This is a genomic window from Streptomyces sp. DSM 118878 (assembly GCF_052936595.1).
Window position 1 is genome coordinate 4,978,200 of sequence record NZ_CP193622.1, and the last position, 15,670, is coordinate 4,993,869.

Annotated in this window: 13 protein-coding genes; 7 read left to right on the forward strand and 6 right to left on the reverse strand. The window is 73.0% G+C overall.

Annotation, left to right across the window (positions count from 1 at the left end; translation table 11 throughout):
* Positions 1-12 precede the first annotated feature (12 nt).
* From ACRAKF_RS22265 to ACRAKF_RS22285, 5 genes are read left to right on the forward strand one after another with little or no spacing between them, the layout of a single operon-like run.
* On the forward strand, positions 13-1,617 hold the full coding sequence (locus ACRAKF_RS22265; protein WP_447039054.1) for an acyl-CoA carboxylase subunit beta: 1,605 nt from the start codon (positions 13-15) through the stop codon (positions 1,615-1,617).
* A 10-nt stretch (positions 1,618-1,627) separates the two neighbouring features.
* A complete protein-coding gene (locus ACRAKF_RS22270; RefSeq protein ID WP_447039055.1) occupies positions 1,628-3,514 on the forward strand; it encodes an ATP-binding protein in 1,887 nt (628 codons plus the stop codon).
* Complete coding sequence (locus ACRAKF_RS22275; protein ID WP_447039056.1) at positions 3,511-4,713, forward strand: acyl-CoA dehydrogenase family protein; 1,203 nt, start codon at positions 3,511-3,513, stop codon at positions 4,711-4,713. Before ACRAKF_RS22270 ends, ACRAKF_RS22275 begins: the two co-directional genes overlap by 4 nt.
* A 10-nt stretch (positions 4,714-4,723) precedes the next feature.
* Entirely contained in the window at positions 4,724-5,458 is a 735-nt protein-coding gene (locus ACRAKF_RS22280) for an enoyl-CoA hydratase family protein (protein WP_447039057.1), read from the forward strand.
* The gene (locus ACRAKF_RS22285; protein ID WP_447039058.1) at positions 5,446-6,069 is read left to right on the forward strand and encodes a TetR/AcrR family transcriptional regulator; all 624 of its coding nucleotides are present in this window, start codon (positions 5,446-5,448) and stop codon (positions 6,067-6,069) included. Before ACRAKF_RS22280 ends, ACRAKF_RS22285 begins: the two co-directional genes overlap by 13 nt.
* A gap of 40 nt (positions 6,070-6,109) precedes the next feature.
* Here ACRAKF_RS22285 and ACRAKF_RS22290 read toward each other — a convergent pair whose 3' ends face one another.
* Positions 6,110-7,210, reverse strand: a complete 1,101-nt coding sequence (locus tag ACRAKF_RS22290; protein ID WP_447039060.1) for a citrate synthase 2 — start codon at positions 7,208-7,210, stop codon at positions 6,110-6,112.
* 429 nt (positions 7,211-7,639) lie between these two features.
* Between ACRAKF_RS22290 and pdxH the strand changes: the two genes are divergently transcribed.
* Entirely contained in the window at positions 7,640-8,275 is a 636-nt protein-coding gene (pdxH, locus tag ACRAKF_RS22295; RefSeq protein WP_447042109.1) for a pyridoxamine 5'-phosphate oxidase, read from the forward strand.
* Between the two features lie 49 nt (positions 8,276-8,324).
* On the opposite strand, the gene ACRAKF_RS22300 is transcribed toward pdxH, so the two are convergent.
* Together ACRAKF_RS22300 and ACRAKF_RS22305 are read right to left on the reverse strand one after the other, a co-directional pair.
* Entirely contained in the window at positions 8,325-9,188 is an 864-nt protein-coding gene (locus tag ACRAKF_RS22300) for an alpha/beta fold hydrolase (RefSeq protein WP_447039062.1), read from the reverse strand.
* A gap of 571 nt (positions 9,189-9,759) precedes the next feature.
* Positions 9,760-10,452, reverse strand: a complete 693-nt coding sequence (locus ACRAKF_RS22305; RefSeq protein ID WP_447039063.1) for a metal-dependent transcriptional regulator — start codon at positions 10,450-10,452, stop codon at positions 9,760-9,762.
* Between the two features lie 150 nt (positions 10,453-10,602).
* Between ACRAKF_RS22305 and ACRAKF_RS22310 the strand changes: the two genes are divergently transcribed.
* Positions 10,603-11,367, forward strand: a complete 765-nt coding sequence (locus tag ACRAKF_RS22310; RefSeq protein WP_447039064.1) for an SIS domain-containing protein — start codon at positions 10,603-10,605, stop codon at positions 11,365-11,367.
* 19 nt (positions 11,368-11,386) lie between these two features.
* Here the strand turns inward: ACRAKF_RS22310 and ACRAKF_RS22315 are convergent, their stop codons facing one another.
* From ACRAKF_RS22315 to ACRAKF_RS22325, 3 genes are all read right to left on the reverse strand, one after another.
* On the reverse strand, positions 11,387-12,754 hold the full coding sequence (locus ACRAKF_RS22315) for a PAS domain-containing protein (protein WP_447039065.1): 1,368 nt from the start codon (positions 12,752-12,754) through the stop codon (positions 11,387-11,389).
* Between the two features lie 457 nt (positions 12,755-13,211).
* Positions 13,212-14,858 (reverse strand): transporter, encoded by a 1,647-nt coding sequence (locus tag ACRAKF_RS22320; RefSeq protein ID WP_447039066.1) that lies wholly within the window; start codon positions 14,856-14,858, stop codon positions 13,212-13,214.
* Complete coding sequence (locus ACRAKF_RS22325) at positions 14,855-15,655, reverse strand: ABC transporter ATP-binding protein (protein WP_447039067.1); 801 nt, start codon at positions 15,653-15,655, stop codon at positions 14,855-14,857. Before ACRAKF_RS22325 ends, ACRAKF_RS22320 begins: the two co-directional genes overlap by 4 nt.
* Positions 15,656-15,670 lie beyond the last annotated feature (15 nt).

The following is a 15,670-nucleotide window of genomic DNA, read 5'->3' on the forward strand; positions in this document are numbered from 1 at the left end:
GGAGGTGCGGGCATGACCGTCCTGGCCTCCGCGCTCGACCCGGCGGGCGCCGAGTACACCGAGTACCGCGCCGCCATGCTGGAGAGGCTCGCCGCACTCGGCACCGAACACGCCAAGGCCCTTGAGGGCGGCGGCGAGAAGTACGTGCGGCGCCACCACAAGCGCGGCAAGCTCCTCGCCCGCGAGCGCGTCGAACTGCTCCTCGACCCCGACACACCCTTCCTCGAACTGTCGCCGCTGGCCGCCTGGGGCAGCGACTACCCCGTGGGCGCGTCCATGGTCACCGGCATCGGCGTCGTCGAGGGCGTCGAGTGCCTGATCACCGCGAACGACCCGACGGTCAGGGGCGGCGCCTCCAACCCCTGGACGCTGAAGAAGGCGTTCCGCGCCCACGAGATCGGGCACGCGAACCGGCTGCCCTCGATCCACCTGGTGGAGTCGGGCGGCGCGGACCTCCCCTCCCAGAAGGAGATCTTCATCCCCGGGGGTGCCCTCTTCAAGCACCTCACGCAGTCCTCGGCGGCCGGTATCCCCACCGTGGCCGTCGTCTTCGGCAACTCCACGGCGGGCGGCGCCTACGTGCCCGGCATGTGCGACCACGTGATCATGGTCAAGGAGCGCGCGAAGGTCTTCCTCGGCGGACCGCCGCTCGTGAAGATGGCGACCGGCGAGGAGAGCGACGACGAGTCGCTGGGCGGCGCCGAGATGCACGCCCGCACCTCCGGCCTCGCCGACCACCTCGCCGAGGACGAGCACGACGCGCTGCGCCGGACCCGCCGCGTCGTCGCCCGCCTCAACTGGCGCAAGGCGTACGCCGACCCCGACCCGCTCACCGTCGCGCCGCCCGCGTACGACGAGGACGAGCTGCTCGGCATCGTGCCCGGCGACCTGAAGACGCCCTTCGACCCGCGCGAGGTCATCGCCCGGATCGTGGACGGCTCCGACTTCGACGAGTTCAAGCCGCTGTACGGGACGTCGCTCGTCACCGGCTGGGCGGCCCTGCACGGCTACCCCGTCGGCATCCTCGCCAACGCGCGAGGCGTGCTCTTCAGCGCGGAGTCGCAGAAGGCCGCGCAGTTCATCCAGTTGGCGAACCAGCGCGACATCCCGCTGCTCTTCCTGCACAACACCACCGGCTACATGGTCGGCAAGGAGTACGAGCAGGGCGGCATCATCAAACACGGCGCCATGATGATCAACGCCGTCTCCAACTCGAAGGTCCCGCACCTCTCCGTCCTGATGGGCGCCTCCTACGGCGCCGGGCACTACGGCATGTGCGGGCGCGCCTACGACCCCCGCTTCCTCTTCGCCTGGCCGAGCGCCAAGTCGGCCGTCATGGGCCCGCAGCAGCTCGCGGGCGTCCTGTCCATCGTCGCCCGGCAGTCGGCGGCGGCCAAGGGACAGCCCTACGACGACGACGCCGACGCCGCGCTGCGGGAGATGGTGGAGCGGCAGATCGAGGCCGAGTCGCTGCCGATGTTCCTCTCCGGGCGGCTCTACGACGACGGGGTCATCGATCCGCGGGACACCCGCACCGTGCTCGGCCTGTGCCTGTCCGCGATCCACACGGCCCCCTTCGAGGGCGCGCGCGGCGGCTTCGGCGTCTTCCGGATGTGAGGCAGTGACGATGATCAGTTGCGTTCTTGTGGCCAACCGCGGCGAGATCGCCTGCCGCGTCTTCCGTACCTGCCGCGACCTGGGCATCGCCACGGTCGCCGTGTACTCCGACGCCGACGCGGACGCCCTGCACGTCCGCGAGGCCGACGCGGCGGTACGGCTGCCCGGCGCGGCGCCCGCCGAGACGTATCTCCGCGGCGAACTGCTCGTGAAGGCCGCGCGGGCCGCGGGCGCCGACGCCGTCCACCCCGGCTACGGCTTCCTCTCCGAGAACGCCGGCTTCGCCCGCGCGGTCCTGGACGCGGGCCTGGTCTGGATCGGCCCCCCGCCCGAAGCGATCGAGGCGATGGCGTCCAAGACGCGCGCCAAGGAACTCCTCGGCATCGAACCCCTCGCCGAGGTCACCGAGGCCGACCTGCCGGTCCTGGTGAAGGCGGCGGCCGGCGGCGGCGGGCGCGGCATGCGCGTCGTACGGCAATTGTCCGAACTGGACGGCGCGTTGACCGCCGCGCGGGCGGAGGCGGCCGGCGCCTTCGGGGACGGCGAGGTGTTCGTCGAGCCGTTCATCGAGGGCGGCCGCCACGTCGAGGTGCAGGTCATGGCCGACGCGCACGGCACGGTGTGGGCCCTCGGCACCCGCGACTGCTCGCTCCAGCGCAGGCACCAGAAGGTCATCGAGGAGTCACCCGCGCCGGGCATCGCCCCCGGACTCGTCGCCGAACTGCACGAACGGGCCGTACGGGCGGTGCGCGTGACCGGCTACCGGGGCGCGGGCACCGTGGAGTTCCTCGTCGCGGAGGGGCGCGCGCACTTCCTGGAGATGAACACCCGCCTCCAGGTGGAACACCCCGTCACCGAAGCCGTCTTCGGCCTCGACCTGGTCGCGCTCCAGATACAGATCGCCGAAGGCACCGCCCTCGCCGCCGAACCACCGCCCGCGCGCGGCCACGCCGTCCAGGCCCGCCTCTACGCCGAGGACCCGGCGGCCGGCTGGGCCCCGCAGACCGGCACCCTGCACCGCATCGACGTGCCGGGCGTCCGCCTGGACACCGGGTACGCGGACGGCGACACGATCGGCGTGCACTACGACCCGATGCTCGCCAAGGCCGTCGCGCACGCGCCGACCCGCGAACAGGCCGTACGCCGCCTCGCGGGCGCCCTGGAGCGGGCGGTGCTCCACGGCCCCGTCACCAACCGCGACCTGCTCGTACGGTCCCTGCGGCACCCGGAGTTCACCGGGGCGCGCATGGACACCGGCTTCTACGACCGGCACGCCGGGGAGCTGGCGGCGCCCGGGACCGACCCGCACGCCGCGCTGGCCGCGTCGCTCGCCGACGCGCACGGCCGCTCCCGGTTCGGCGGCTGGCGCGGCCTCCGCTCGCAGCCGCACCTCAAACGCTGGCGCACCGAACCCGACGGCACCGAGCACGAGGTGCGCTACGACCACACCCGCGAGGGCCCGCGCGCCGAAGGGGTACGGGTGCTCGGCGTCACCGCCACGCGGGTCGTCATCGAATCCGAAGGCGTACGCAGGACGTACGAGGTCACGCGGTACGGGGGCGCGACGGACCAGGTGTACGTGACGTCGCCGCGCGGGCGCACCGTCCTCACCCCGCTGCCCCTGCTCCCCGAACCCACCGCGCGCCGCGAGCCGGGCTCCCTGCTCGCCCCCATGCCGGGCACCGTCGTACGCGTCGCCGAGGGGCTTGCCGAAGGGGTGCGGGTCGCCGCCGGGCAGCCCCTCATCTGGCTGGAGGCCATGAAGATGGAGCACCGCGTCACCGCTCCCGCCGCCGGCACGCTCACCGCCCTGCACGCCGAGACCGGCCGCCAGGTCGAGGTGGGCGCGCTGCTCGCCGTCGTCAAGCCCGTCGTCCAGGAGGAAGAGTCCGTATGAGCACCGCTCGCAGCACCGCCCGCAGCACGGCTCGCAGCACCGTCCTCGAAACCGAGGAGCACCGTGCCCTGCGCGCCGCCGTCGCGGCCCTCGGCAAGCGGTACGGCCGCGACTACATGACGCGCATCGTCCAGGACGGCGGCCACCCCGACGAGCTGTGGGCGGACGCCGCGGCCCTCGGCTACCTGGGCGTGAACCTGCCCGAGGAGTACGGCGGCGGAGGCGGCGGCATCGCCGAACTCTCCATCGTCCTGGAGGAACTGGGCGCCGCGGGCTGCCCGCTCCTGATGATGGTCGTCTCCCCCGCGATCTGCGGCACCGTCATCGCCCGGTTCGGCACCGAGGAGCAGAAGCGGGCCTGGCTGCCCGGCCTCGCCGACGGCTCGCGGACCATGGCCTTCGGCATCACCGAGCCCGAGGCGGGCTCCAACTCCCACCGCATCACCACCACGGCACGCCGCGACCCCGACTCCGGCGACTGGCTCCTGACCGGCCGCAAGGTGTTCATCTCCGGCGTCGACATCGCCGACGCCACGCTCATCGTCGGCCGCACGTCGGACACCACGACCGGCAACCTCAAGCCGTGCCTGTTCATCGTCCCGCGCGACACCCCGGGCTTCTCGCGCCACCGGATCGACATGGAGCTCCAGGCCGCGGAGAAGCAGTTCGAGCTGGTCCTCGACGACGTCCGGCTGCCGCCCGAGGCACTGCTCGGCGACCAGGACGCGGGGCTCCTCCAGCTCTTCGCGGGCCTGAACCCCGAGCGCGTCATGACGGCCGCCTTCGCGCTGGGGATGGCCCGTTTCGCCCTGGACAGGGCCACCACGTACGCGAAGGAACGCAGCGTCTGGAAGAGCCCCATCGGCGCCCACCAGGCCATCGCGCACCCGCTCGCGGAGTCCCACATCGATATCGAGCTGGCCCGCCTGATGACGCAGAAGGCCGCCCGCCTCTACGACGACGGGGACGACGCGGGCGCGGGCGAGGCCGCCAACATGGCCAAGCTCGCCGCCGCCGACGCCTGCGTGAAGGCCGTCGACCGGGCCGTGCACACCCTCGGCGGCAACGGCCTCACCAAGGAGTTCGGCCTCGCCTCGCTGATCGTGGCGTCCCGGGTGGCACGGATAGCCCCGGTGAGCAGGGAGATGATCCTCAACTACGTCTCCCACCGGACGCTGGGCCTTCCCAAGTCGTACTGAGGAGCTTGTGATGAGCCTGGTCGTCTCCTCGCCCGTACGCGGCATCGTCACCGTCACCCTCGATCGCCCCGAGCGCCGCAACGCGCTCTCCGCCGACCTGCTGGGAGCCCTCGCCGAGGTGCTCGGCGACCTCGGAAGGGCCCCCGCGGTCCGCGCGGTCCTGCTCGCCCACACCGGGACGACGTTCTGCTCGGGCGCCGACCTGAGGACACCGCCCGACCCGCACGACTTCGTACGGCTGCTGCGGCAGGTCATCGAGCTGCCCAAACCGGTGGTCGCGCGCGTGGACGGCCATGTGCGGGCCGGCGGGATCGGGCTGCTCGGCGCGTGCGACCTGGCGGTGGCGGGGCCCGGCTCGTCCTTCGCGCTCACGGAGGTCCGCATCGGCGTGGCACCCGCCGTGATCTCCCTGACGCTGCTGCCCCGCCTCGACCCGGGCGCCGCCTCCCGCTACTGCCTCACCGGGGAGCGCTTCGACGCGGTGGAGGCGGCGCGGATCGGCCTCGTCACCGCGTACGGGGCCGACGTCGACGCCACGCTCGAACCGATGCTCGACGGGCTGCGGCGGGCCGCGCCGGGCGCCCTGGCCGAGACGAAGAAGCTGCTCACGGCTAGGGTGCTCGACGCATTCGACGACCACTCGGACGCTGTCGTCGCCCTGACCGCACGGCTCTTCGGCTCCGCCGAGGCGAGCGAGGGGATGACGGCGTTCCTCGAACGACGGGAGCGCCCATGGGTGCTGTGACCGCCGCGGACCGCTCACCCAAGCAGGACCGCAGCCGCGCGACGCGGCAGCGGCTCCTGGAAGCCGCCGTGTCCTGCCTCGCCGAGCACGGCTGGGCGGGCTCCACGGTCTCGGCGGTCGCCGAGCGGGCCGGCGTCTCGCGGGGCGCGGCACAGCACCACTTCCCGACCCGGGAGGACCTGTTCACCGCCGCCGTCGAGTACGTCGCCGAGCGGCGCTCCACGGCCCTGCGCGCCCTGCCCGCGCAGGACAGGGCCTCGGTCGTCGCGGCCCTGGTGGACCTCTACACGGGCCCGCTCTTCCGCGCGGCGCTCCACCTCTGGGTGGCCGCGTCCAACGAGCCGCAGCTCGGGGGCCGGGTCACGGATCTTGAGGCCCGCGTAGGCCGGGAGACGCACCGCATCGCGGTGGAGCTCCTCGCCGCGGACGAGTCCGTCCCCGGCGTCAGGGAGACCATCCAGGGCCTCCTGGACATGGCCCGCGGCCTGGGCCTCGCGAACCTCCTGACGGACGACGGGGCGCGGCGGGACCGGGTGGTGGCCCAGTGGACGGTGCTGGTGGAGCGGGCGCTGGCCGGAGGGACCGGAAAAACCGGCCCCTCCGGCGGGTGAGAGCTCCGAGGAACGGGGCCCGGGACGGAGCCCCGAGGGGTCAGCGGGTGATGTCCCCGTACCCCTCGATCTCCCGGGGGTCACGGGAGCCCGGGCCGGTGTACCGGGCGGACGGCCGCACCAGCCGCCCCGTCCGCTTCTGCTCCAGGATGTGCGCCGACCACCCCGCGGTCCTCGCACAGGTGAACATCGACGTGAACATGTGCGCGGGCACCTCGGCGAAGTCGAGCACGATCGCCGCCCAGAACTCCACGTTCGTGGCGAGGACACGGTCGGGCCGCCGCGCGTGCAGCTCGTCGAGGGCCGCCTTCTCCAGCGCCTCGGCGACCTCGAAGCGAGGAGCGCCCAGCTCACGGGCGGTACGGCGGAGCACCCGCGCGCGGGGGTCCTCGGCCCGGTACACCCGGTGCCCGAAGCCCATCAGCCGCTCGCCCTTGTCCAGCGCCCGCTTCACGTACGCCACGGCGTCGCCCGTGCGCTCGATCTCCTCGATCATGCCGAGGACCCGGGAGGGCGCGCCGCCGTGCAGGGGCCCCGACATGGCCCCGACGGCGCCGGACAGCGCCGCCGCCACGTCGGCGCCGGTGGAGGCGATGACGCGGGCGGTGAACGTGGAGGCGTTCATGCCGTGCTCGGCGGCCGAGGTCCAGTAGGCGTCGACGGCCTTGACGTGCTTGGGATCGGGCTCGCCGCGCCAGCGCCTCATGAACCGCTCGACGACCGTCTCGGCCTTGTCGATCTCGCGCTGCGGCACCATCGGGAGGCCCTGGCCGCGGGCCGACTGGGCCACGTAGGAGAGGGCCATGACGGCGGCGCGCGCCAGGTCCTCGCGGGCCTGCCGCTCGTCGATGTCCAGGAGCGGGCGCAGGCCCCACACGGGGGCGAGCATCGCGAGCGCGGACTGTACGTCGACGCGGATGTCCCCGGAGTGGACCGGGATCGGGAACGGCTCGGCGGGCGGCAGACCGGGATTGAAGGCGCCGTCGACGAGCAGACCCCACACGTTTCCGAAGGAGACGTGGCCGACCAGGTCCTCGATGTCGACACCGCGGTAGCGCAGCGCGCCACCTTCCTTGTCCGGTTCGGCGATCTCCGTCTCGAACGCGATGACTCCTTCAAGCCCGGGTACGAAATCGGACATCAGGCGGCTCCTCATGATGGGTTCGACGTGATGGTTCTCGAGTGGGGCCAGGGGCCGGACCAGGGGCAGACCAGGGACAGATCAGGGACAGATCAGGGGCAGACCAGGGAACAGCTCATGACCATCGGTCAAAATCGGGCGTACGCGGCCCGGTTACGCGGTCCGACGCACCCGAGTGCGGCGCGTCCGTCGACTCGCGGTCCGGAACGTTCACCCCGGTGATGCCCAGTGAGGCTGGTGGTCACCCAACCGGTTCGGCAGCAGGACGATATCCCGTGGTGCCACCTTTGGCGATGCGATGCGGCACTCAGTGCCACACGTCACCTCCGTCGCGGGCGCGACCGCCGGGCGCCCGGAGGCATACGGCAGGATGGCGGTGTGACCGACTCCAGCGCCTCCTCGTCCGAACCCCTGCCCGAGCCGGCCGGCATGCGCGAGCAGTACGTCACCGCGGGGCTCGCCGAGGCCGAGCTCCCGGCCGACCCCATGGACCAGTTCGCCCTCTGGTTCAAGGAGGCGGCACGCGAGACGGGCCTGGTGCACGAGCCGAACGCCATGGTCGTCTCCACGGCCGACGCCGAGGGCAGGCCGAGCTCCCGCACGGTCCTCCTGAAGGGCTTCGACGAGCGGGGCTTCGTCTTCTTCACCAACTACGCCTCCCGCAAGGCCCATGAGCTGGCCGCCAACCCGTACGTCTCGCTGCTCTTCCCCTGGCACCCCATGGCCCGCCAGGTCATCGTCTCCGGCACGGCGACGCGCGTGGGCCGCGACGAGACGGTCGCCTACTTCCGCACCCGCCCGCACGGCTCCCAGCTCGGCGCCTGGGCCAGCGCCCAGTCCTCCGTACTGATCTCCCGCGAGGAACTGGACCGCGCCTACGCCGACTTGGCGGCCCGCTATCCCGAGGGCGAACAGGTCCCGGCTCCGCCGAACTGGGGCGGCTTCCGCGTGACCCCGCGGGCGGTGGAGTTCTGGCAGGGCCGGAGCAACCGCCTCCACGACCGCCTGCGGTACGTCCGCGCGGCGGGAAGCGGCGCCTGGCAGGTGGACCGCCTGAGCCCGTGACGGCCCCGACGGCCGGGCCGGCCGGGGCGGCCGGGTCGTGGGCCGCGGGCTAACCGGTCAGGACCCCGTCCAGGAACGGTTCGATCGCGGCGCGCCAAGCGTCCGGCCGGTCGTAGTGGACGAGGTGCCCCGCGTCCACGACCTCCGCGTACTCCCCGCGGGGCAGGACGCGGACCATCTCCTGGGACTCGGCCCGGCCCAGGTCGCCGTAGAGCCCCCGTACGACGAGCGTGGGGCAGCGGACCTGGATCAGCTCCTCCCAGTGCGCGTCGTGCACCCATGTCTCGCGGGACTTCAGCATCTGGGCGCGGTCGAAGACGGGACTCCAGCCGTCGGGTCCCTCGGCCATCACCTCGGTGAAGAACTCGCCGCGCGCGGGGTTGGGGCGCTCGACCCAGGGGTCGTCCTCGCCGAACCACTTGCGGACGTCGGCGAGCGTGGCGAAGGGGACGGGCCAGGACTTGAACCAGTCCTCCCACTCCCGCTGCGAGGCCGCGCCGAGCGCGGAGGCCCGCATGTCGCAGATGATCAGGCCCCGGACGAGATCGGGGCGGCGCGCGGCGAGCTGCCAGCCGGTGAGGGCGCCCATGGAGTGGCCGATGAGCACGGCGGGCGCGAGGCCGAGCTGTTCGAGGGCGGCCTCGGCGTCGTCCACGTAGGCCTCGCGGGTGTAGGGGCCCTCCGGGGGCTTCTCGCTGCGGCCGTGGCCCCGCTGGTCGAGGGCGACCGCGCGGTGCCGCTCGGAGAGCCAGCGGGCGGTGTCCGCCCAGTGCGAGGCGCGGCCCATCAGGCCGTGCAGCAACAGCACGCCGCCCGGTGACCGCTCGGCCTCCCTGAGCTTGGGAGGGTCGGCGAACTCCCAGGCGGCGAGGCGTACGCCACCTGCACCCCTCACGTCGATGCGCCGCACCATGATTCCTGGCACCCCCCTAGATTCTGTCGGGATCCCTGCCTGGTCCTGCCCCACACCACCGCACGCTATCGAACTCGCTTTCGAAAGCGGGCGGATAGCCGATAACACCCCTCGTTCGGGTGACCACGCTCAAGGGTTGACCGGCGTCGCCGAGGGGAGATCTCCCTCGGGGGACGGGCCGCTCGGGGAAACCGGTCCGAAGGGAATGACCCTGAGAGCTCGGGGCTCCGGGTCAGCACAGGGGAGGACAGGCCCCGGCGCCGCAAGGCGCCGGGGCCATCGCCTTGTGCGCATCCCTGCTCGCGCCCACCGCGAGGGTCCCCGCGCTCACCAGACGGGCACATCCTCCTGCCCCCTCTCCGGCCGGGCGGCCAGACCTGGCGTCGACGCGGTCAAGAGCCCTCAGGTCATATGCCTCTCGCGACAGCCTCGCACGCAAAACGCGCGTGCGCTGCAATTCCGCACACTGAATCTTGGACTCCGCGAGATTTCGCGGAGCCCGCTCGCCGTCTTCAACTATCTGTGCGGCGGGGGAAGTTGACCTCGGTCTCCTCGGCGGTCCGTGCCCGCCTCAGCGCTTGGCGACGAAGACGTGCGAAGCGACCTCGGAGGACAGCTCCGCGGCCTCGCCGCTGCTGCCCACGAGCACGCCGCCCGCCGACTCCGTCACGCTCACCACGGAGCCCGGCTGCACGCCGGCCCGCCGCAGCGTGTACATCAGCTGGGCGTCCGTCTGGATCGGCTCGCCGATGCGGCGCACGACGACCGTCTTGCCCTCCGCGCCCGGGTCGAGCTCGGTCAGGGAGACCATGCCCTCGTCCAGGAACGGGTCCGCGCCGTCCTTCTCGCCCAGCTCCTCCAGGCCCGGGATCGGGTTTCCGTACGGCGACTCGGTCGGGTGGCGCAGCAGCTCAAGGACGCGGCGCTCCACCGCCTCGCTCATCACGTGCTCCCAACGGCACGCCTCGGCGTGCACCTGCTCCCATTCGAGCCCGATCACGTCGACGAGCAGGCACTCCGCCAGGCGGTGCTTGCGCATCACGCGGGTGGCCAGGCGGCGGCCCTCCTCGGTGAACTCCAGGTGACGGTCGCTGGCGACCGCCACCAGGCCGTCGCGCTCCATGCGCGCCACGGTCTGGCTCACCGTCGGTCCGCTCTGGTCGAGCCGCTCGGCAATCCGGGCGCGCATGGGGACCACACCTTCCTCCTCCAATTCGAGGATGGTGCGCAAATACATCTCAGTGGTGTCAATCAGCCCCGACATGGGTGCCCCTCAGAATTCGCTCGTGCGCTGGCCCTGCCCTCAATTCTGACGCATACCACCGACAACCGTGCCGCGCCGTGGGAAAACCGGCCCCGTACCGCCCGACGGCAGTGTTGACAGGGCACTGGTCCAGACCTCAACGTGATCCGAATGAGCTCGAAGAGCGAGAGCAAAACGGCCGGTCAGTACTTCGACGCCGCCATTGACCTGTTGCAGCGAGTCCGCGACGAGGAGTCCGGGAACATCGCGGAGGCCGGCACCCTGCTGGCCGACGCCGTCCAGTCCGGCGGGCGCCTCTTCGCCTTCGGCGCGGGACACTCCTCGCTCGCCGCGCAGGAGATCGTCTACCGCGCGGGCGGGCTCGCCCTGGTGAACCTCCTCGCCGTGCCCGGCGTGGTCGGCGTCGACGTGATGCCCGCCACCCTCGGCTCCGCCCTGGAGCGGGTCGACGGCCTCGCGGGAGCCGTCCTGGACTCCAGCCCCGCCAAGCCCGGCGACGCCCTGGTGATCGTCTCCCTCTCGGGGCGGAACTCGCTGCCGGTGGAGATGGCGATGAACGCCCGCGCGCTCGGCCTCAAGGTCATCGGCGTGACCTCCGTGGCCTACGCCTCCGAGACCCGTTCGCGGCACGTCTCGGGGACCTTCCTGCTGGACCACTGCGATGTCGTGGTCGACTCCAAGATCGCCGTGGGGGACGCGGAGCTGTCACTCGACGGGGTCGACGCGCCGTTCGGGCCCGCGTCCGGCGTCGTCACGGGCGCCCTGATGCAGGCCATGATCGCCGCCACGGTCGAGTGTCTCGCCGAGCGGGGCGTCCAGCCGCCGCTGCTCCGGTCCGGGAACGTGGACGGGGGCCACGACTGGAACGGCCGGATCTTCCAGGAGTACGGGGAGCGGATCTTCTACCGGCACTGATCCCGCCCCCGAGCGGGGGCTACGGCCTGGCGGTGGCCGCCAGGTCCAGGGAGGCGGCCACCCTGCCCGCCACGCTCTCCGCGTACGTCGCGTCCAGGAGCTCGAAGGCCCCCCGCCCCGCCGCCCGCAGAAACGTCACGACACCCAGCGTCCGCCCCCGGCTCCGCAGCACCGCACACAGCGCGTGCACCGAGTCCTCCGGCCACTGCCGCGCCACGGCCCACGCCCGCGCCCGCTCCGGCGGAGCCGCCCCCGCGCTGGCCCGCACGGACCCGGCCCGCTCCACGCACTGCGGCGCGGGATGCCCCTCCGGATACCGCACCGGAATCCCCGCCGTGGCCACCGGGAGGCAGGGCCCCGGCGCCCCGCCGGGCGTCGCGGCGACCCGGACGAGACGGACCGGCTCCCCGCCCGCCACGAGATCCACCAGCGCATGGTCGGCGAACCCGGCCAGCGCGAAGTCGAGCTGAACGGTGGCCGCCTCGGTGGGGTCCTCGCACTCCCCGGCGGCCCGGGCCGCCCGGTGCAGCTGCTGGGAGCGGAACCGGAGCTGCGAGGCCTCCTGAGCGCTCTGCTTGGCCTCCGTGACGTCCTGGAAGAGCCAGCCGACGCCCAGCGGCACGGGCTCCTCCGTCAGCGGCGAGGCGAGCCGCACGAAACCGCTGCGCCAGCACCGCCGCTCGAAGCCCTCCTCCTCGCCGGTCCGCACCGACACCCACAGCTCGGCCGGGGCGGGCGGCGCCCCCTCGGCGAGGACATGGGTCAGCGCGCTCTCCAGCTCCTCGACACCGTGCCCGAGGAGATCGGCGAGGGGCCGCCCGAGAACCGCCGTACGCCCCACTCCGAGCGCACGGGCGGCGTGTTCGTTCACGACGGCGGGCCGCAGGTCCGCGTCGACGACGACGACGCCCCAGGAGGCGGTTTCCAGGAGCGCCTCGCTCAGGGCGATGGAGCGTTCCAGGTCGATCTGGGCGTGCACCTCGCTGAAGGCGCAGTAGACGCCCGCGGCCTTCCCGTCCCCGCCCCGCACGGCGGCGGACTGCATGCGGACGAGGACCCGCCCGCCGTCCTTGGTCACGAGGGCGAACTCGTGCACCTGCCGCCCCGGCGCGTCCATCGCGGACAGCAGCCGCCCCTCGATCTCCGCGGCGTCCGCGGCGCGCACGGCCCACCCGGAGAAGCCCCGCTGCCCCACGGCCTCCGCCGCCGACCAGCCGAGGATGCGCTCGGCCTCGCGGTTCCAGTGCGTCACCACGCCCTCGGCGTCGAACGCGCAGAGCGCCGCGTCCATCCCGTCGAGCAGCGCCGCGAGCAGTTCGGATCCGCCCGGCTCGGGCCCCTCGGGCCCCAGTTCGTCAGTAGTTCCGCTCCGCCGTGAAGCACTCACCCGGAACCCCCTGCAGGCCGTGTCCTCGTCCTCATGAGCTGCCAGTACCGCACGTCAGATCATTCAACTCGAACGTGACGCACCCCACAGCAGGTTCTCGGAAGTTGGTCGGAAAAGGTCCCCGGACCGTACCCCGAAGAAAAACCGCTTGAGGTCCCCGAGGCCCGTTCCTAAGGTGTGGAGCACTCGAGGAAGGAGGTGTTGCTGCAGTGATTTCATTGCGGACGCGAGAGGTGGCTGCGGGCTAGCGGCCCGTCACCACACCCAGTGCGGTGCCGGACCAGCGCGTGAGTCGAGCGTGCGGCCGGCCCAGTTCCAAGCAGTCACCCGACCCGCGGGCCGCCGGTACGTCCGGCCGGCTTCCTCCACCCGGATCCTTCCGGTGGAGGGACCATGGCCCGCGGGTCGCCTGCGTTTCCGGCGACCGGGGCGGAGCCGGGCAGGGGGCAGGCCGCTCTCAGCCCTTGCTTACCGCGGAGAGGATCTCCGGCAGCCGCCCGGCGACCCGGGGCGCCGCCATCCGGATGCCGAGCCCGGTGATCCCGTAGCCGTAGACCGCCCCCACCGGCAGCAGCACCCAGCTCCAGGCGGCCGCGTCCGCGACGTGCAGCCAGATGGTGAGCGCGAGGACCGGGGAGCAGATCAGGGCCGCGGCGATCATGCCGCCGAAGATCGAGATCCAGGCGAGGCCCGCCTGCCCGGGCGCCACGCTCCTGTAGCCCTCCTGCGGGATCGAGTACGGGAAGCGGGCCGACGCCCAGGCGCCCGTGGCCAGCATCGCGCCGAGCAGCGCGAAGGAGAGCCCGACGACCTCCGGCAGGGCGGGCCAGTCGCCGAGCATCGCCGTGGTGAGGACGCAGACGAGCACGGCGTACGGCACCGTGATGAGCAGCAGGGCCAGGGACCGGCCGCGCAGCTCCATGTAGGCGTCGCGGGCGGTGGAGACGGTCATCGCCACCATCCAGAACGCCGAGGTGTCCTGGCCGAACTGGTTGTACATCAGGACGCCCAGCATCCCCGCCGCGAAGCACGCGAAGTAGACGGTGCCCGTGCCCTGCAACGCGTTGAAGACCGGCACGATCAGGCCGATGGCCAGGGAGGTCACGCAGGCGGCCTTGGTCTTCGGATCGCGCCACACGTAGCGCAGGCTGCGCTCCATGACGGTGCCGGTGCGCCCGGCGGGCAGGAGCGCGCCCAGGGCGCCGGCGGAGCGGGACGTGCCCCTCTCCGGTCCGGCGGCCGCCAGGGTCGAGCCGTCCGGCGTCGTCATGAGCCGGGTCAGGCTGCGCTGCCAGAGCGCGAGGAGGCCCACCAGGGCCGCCGCGGACAGGGCGAGCTGGGCCACCCCGGTGGCGTACGCGCCCTCGCTCACCGAGTCCACCGCGCCGAGCGCCGCGCCCGGCGGGAGCCAGCGCACCACGTCGGCCGCGGGGTCGAGGGTGCCCAGGCCGGACGAGCCGAGCCGCTGCGCCCCGAAGTTGACGACCTGCGCCCCGACGGCGATGAACAGGCCGCTGAGGACCGCGAGGTCACGGCCCTTGCGGCTGGTGAGGAGGCGGAGGTTGGCGGCGGCGACGGCCCGCGCGAGGGCCACGCAGAGGAGCAGGGTGAGGGCGGTCGCGAGCACGCCGGTCACGGCCGCGGCCACGCCGTGCGCGAGCGCGATCGCCGCACCGGCGGCCAGGCAGAGCGTGAACAGCGGGCCGATACCCACGAGTGACGCGACGAGCAGCGCCCGTACGAGGGGGCGTGGCCGCAGCGGCAGCATCACCAGGCGGGTGGGGTCGAGCGTCTCGTCGCCGCCGGGGAAGAACAGCGGCATGACCGCCCAGCCGAGGGCGAGCACGCCGACGAGGAGGACGCAGACGGTGGCGGCGTGCGGGTCGCCGCGCAGCACGACCAGGCCGAGGAACTGGAGGGCCGCGACGAGCAGGGCGGCGGCCATCGAGGCGATGTAGGCGGCCCGGCGCCCGGCCGACTGGCGCAGCCCGTTGCGCAGCAGGGACAGCTTCAGGCGTACGAAGACGGCGGTGAGCGCGGGGCCGCCCGCGGTGGTGCCGGTCGTCCCGGAGGCGGCGGCGGCATCGGAGGGGGCGGCGGTCATCGGGGCCCGCCGCCCAGCCAGTCCAGGGCGGAGCCCGCGTCACGGCCTCCCGCGCCGACGAGTTCGAGGAACGCCCGTTGCAGCGAGGTCTCCGTGCCGCGCACCTCGGCGAGGGTGCCCTGCGCGCGGATGCGGCCCGCGGCCATGACGGCGATCCAGTCGCAGAGCGACTCGACGAGCTCCATAACGTGCGAGGAGAAGACGACGGTGGCGCCGGAGGCGGTGTAGCGCTCCAGGACGCCGCGGATCGTCTGGGCCGACACGGGGTCGACGCCCTCGAACGGCTCGTCCAGGAACAGCACTTCGGGGTTGTGCAGCAGCGCCGCCGCCAGGCCGATCTTCTTGCGCATGCCGGTGGAGTAGTCGACGACGAGCTTGTGCTGGGCGCCCGCGAGGTCGAGCACGTCCAGGAGCTGGGTGGCGCGCTTGTCGACCTCGGCGCCGGGCAGCCCGCGCAACCTGCCGTTGTACGCGAGGAGTTCGCGCCCCGAGAGCCGCTCGAAGAGGCGCAGGCCCTCGGGGAGGACGCCGATGCGGGCCTTGACCTGCACGGGGTCACGCCAGACGTCGTGGCCGACGACCTCGACGGTGCCCTGATCGGGCCTGAGCAGGCCGGTGACCATGGAGAGCGTGGTGGTCTTGCCCGCGCCGTTGGGCCCGACGAGACCGATGAACTTGCCCGCGGGCAGGACCAGGTCGATCCCGGCGACGGCCACCTGCTCGCCGAAGCGCTTCCAGAGCCCCGTCACCCGTACCGCCGCCGCTTCGGTCACCGTGCCACCCTTCGCCGCTGTCACCGTTCCCGCACGATA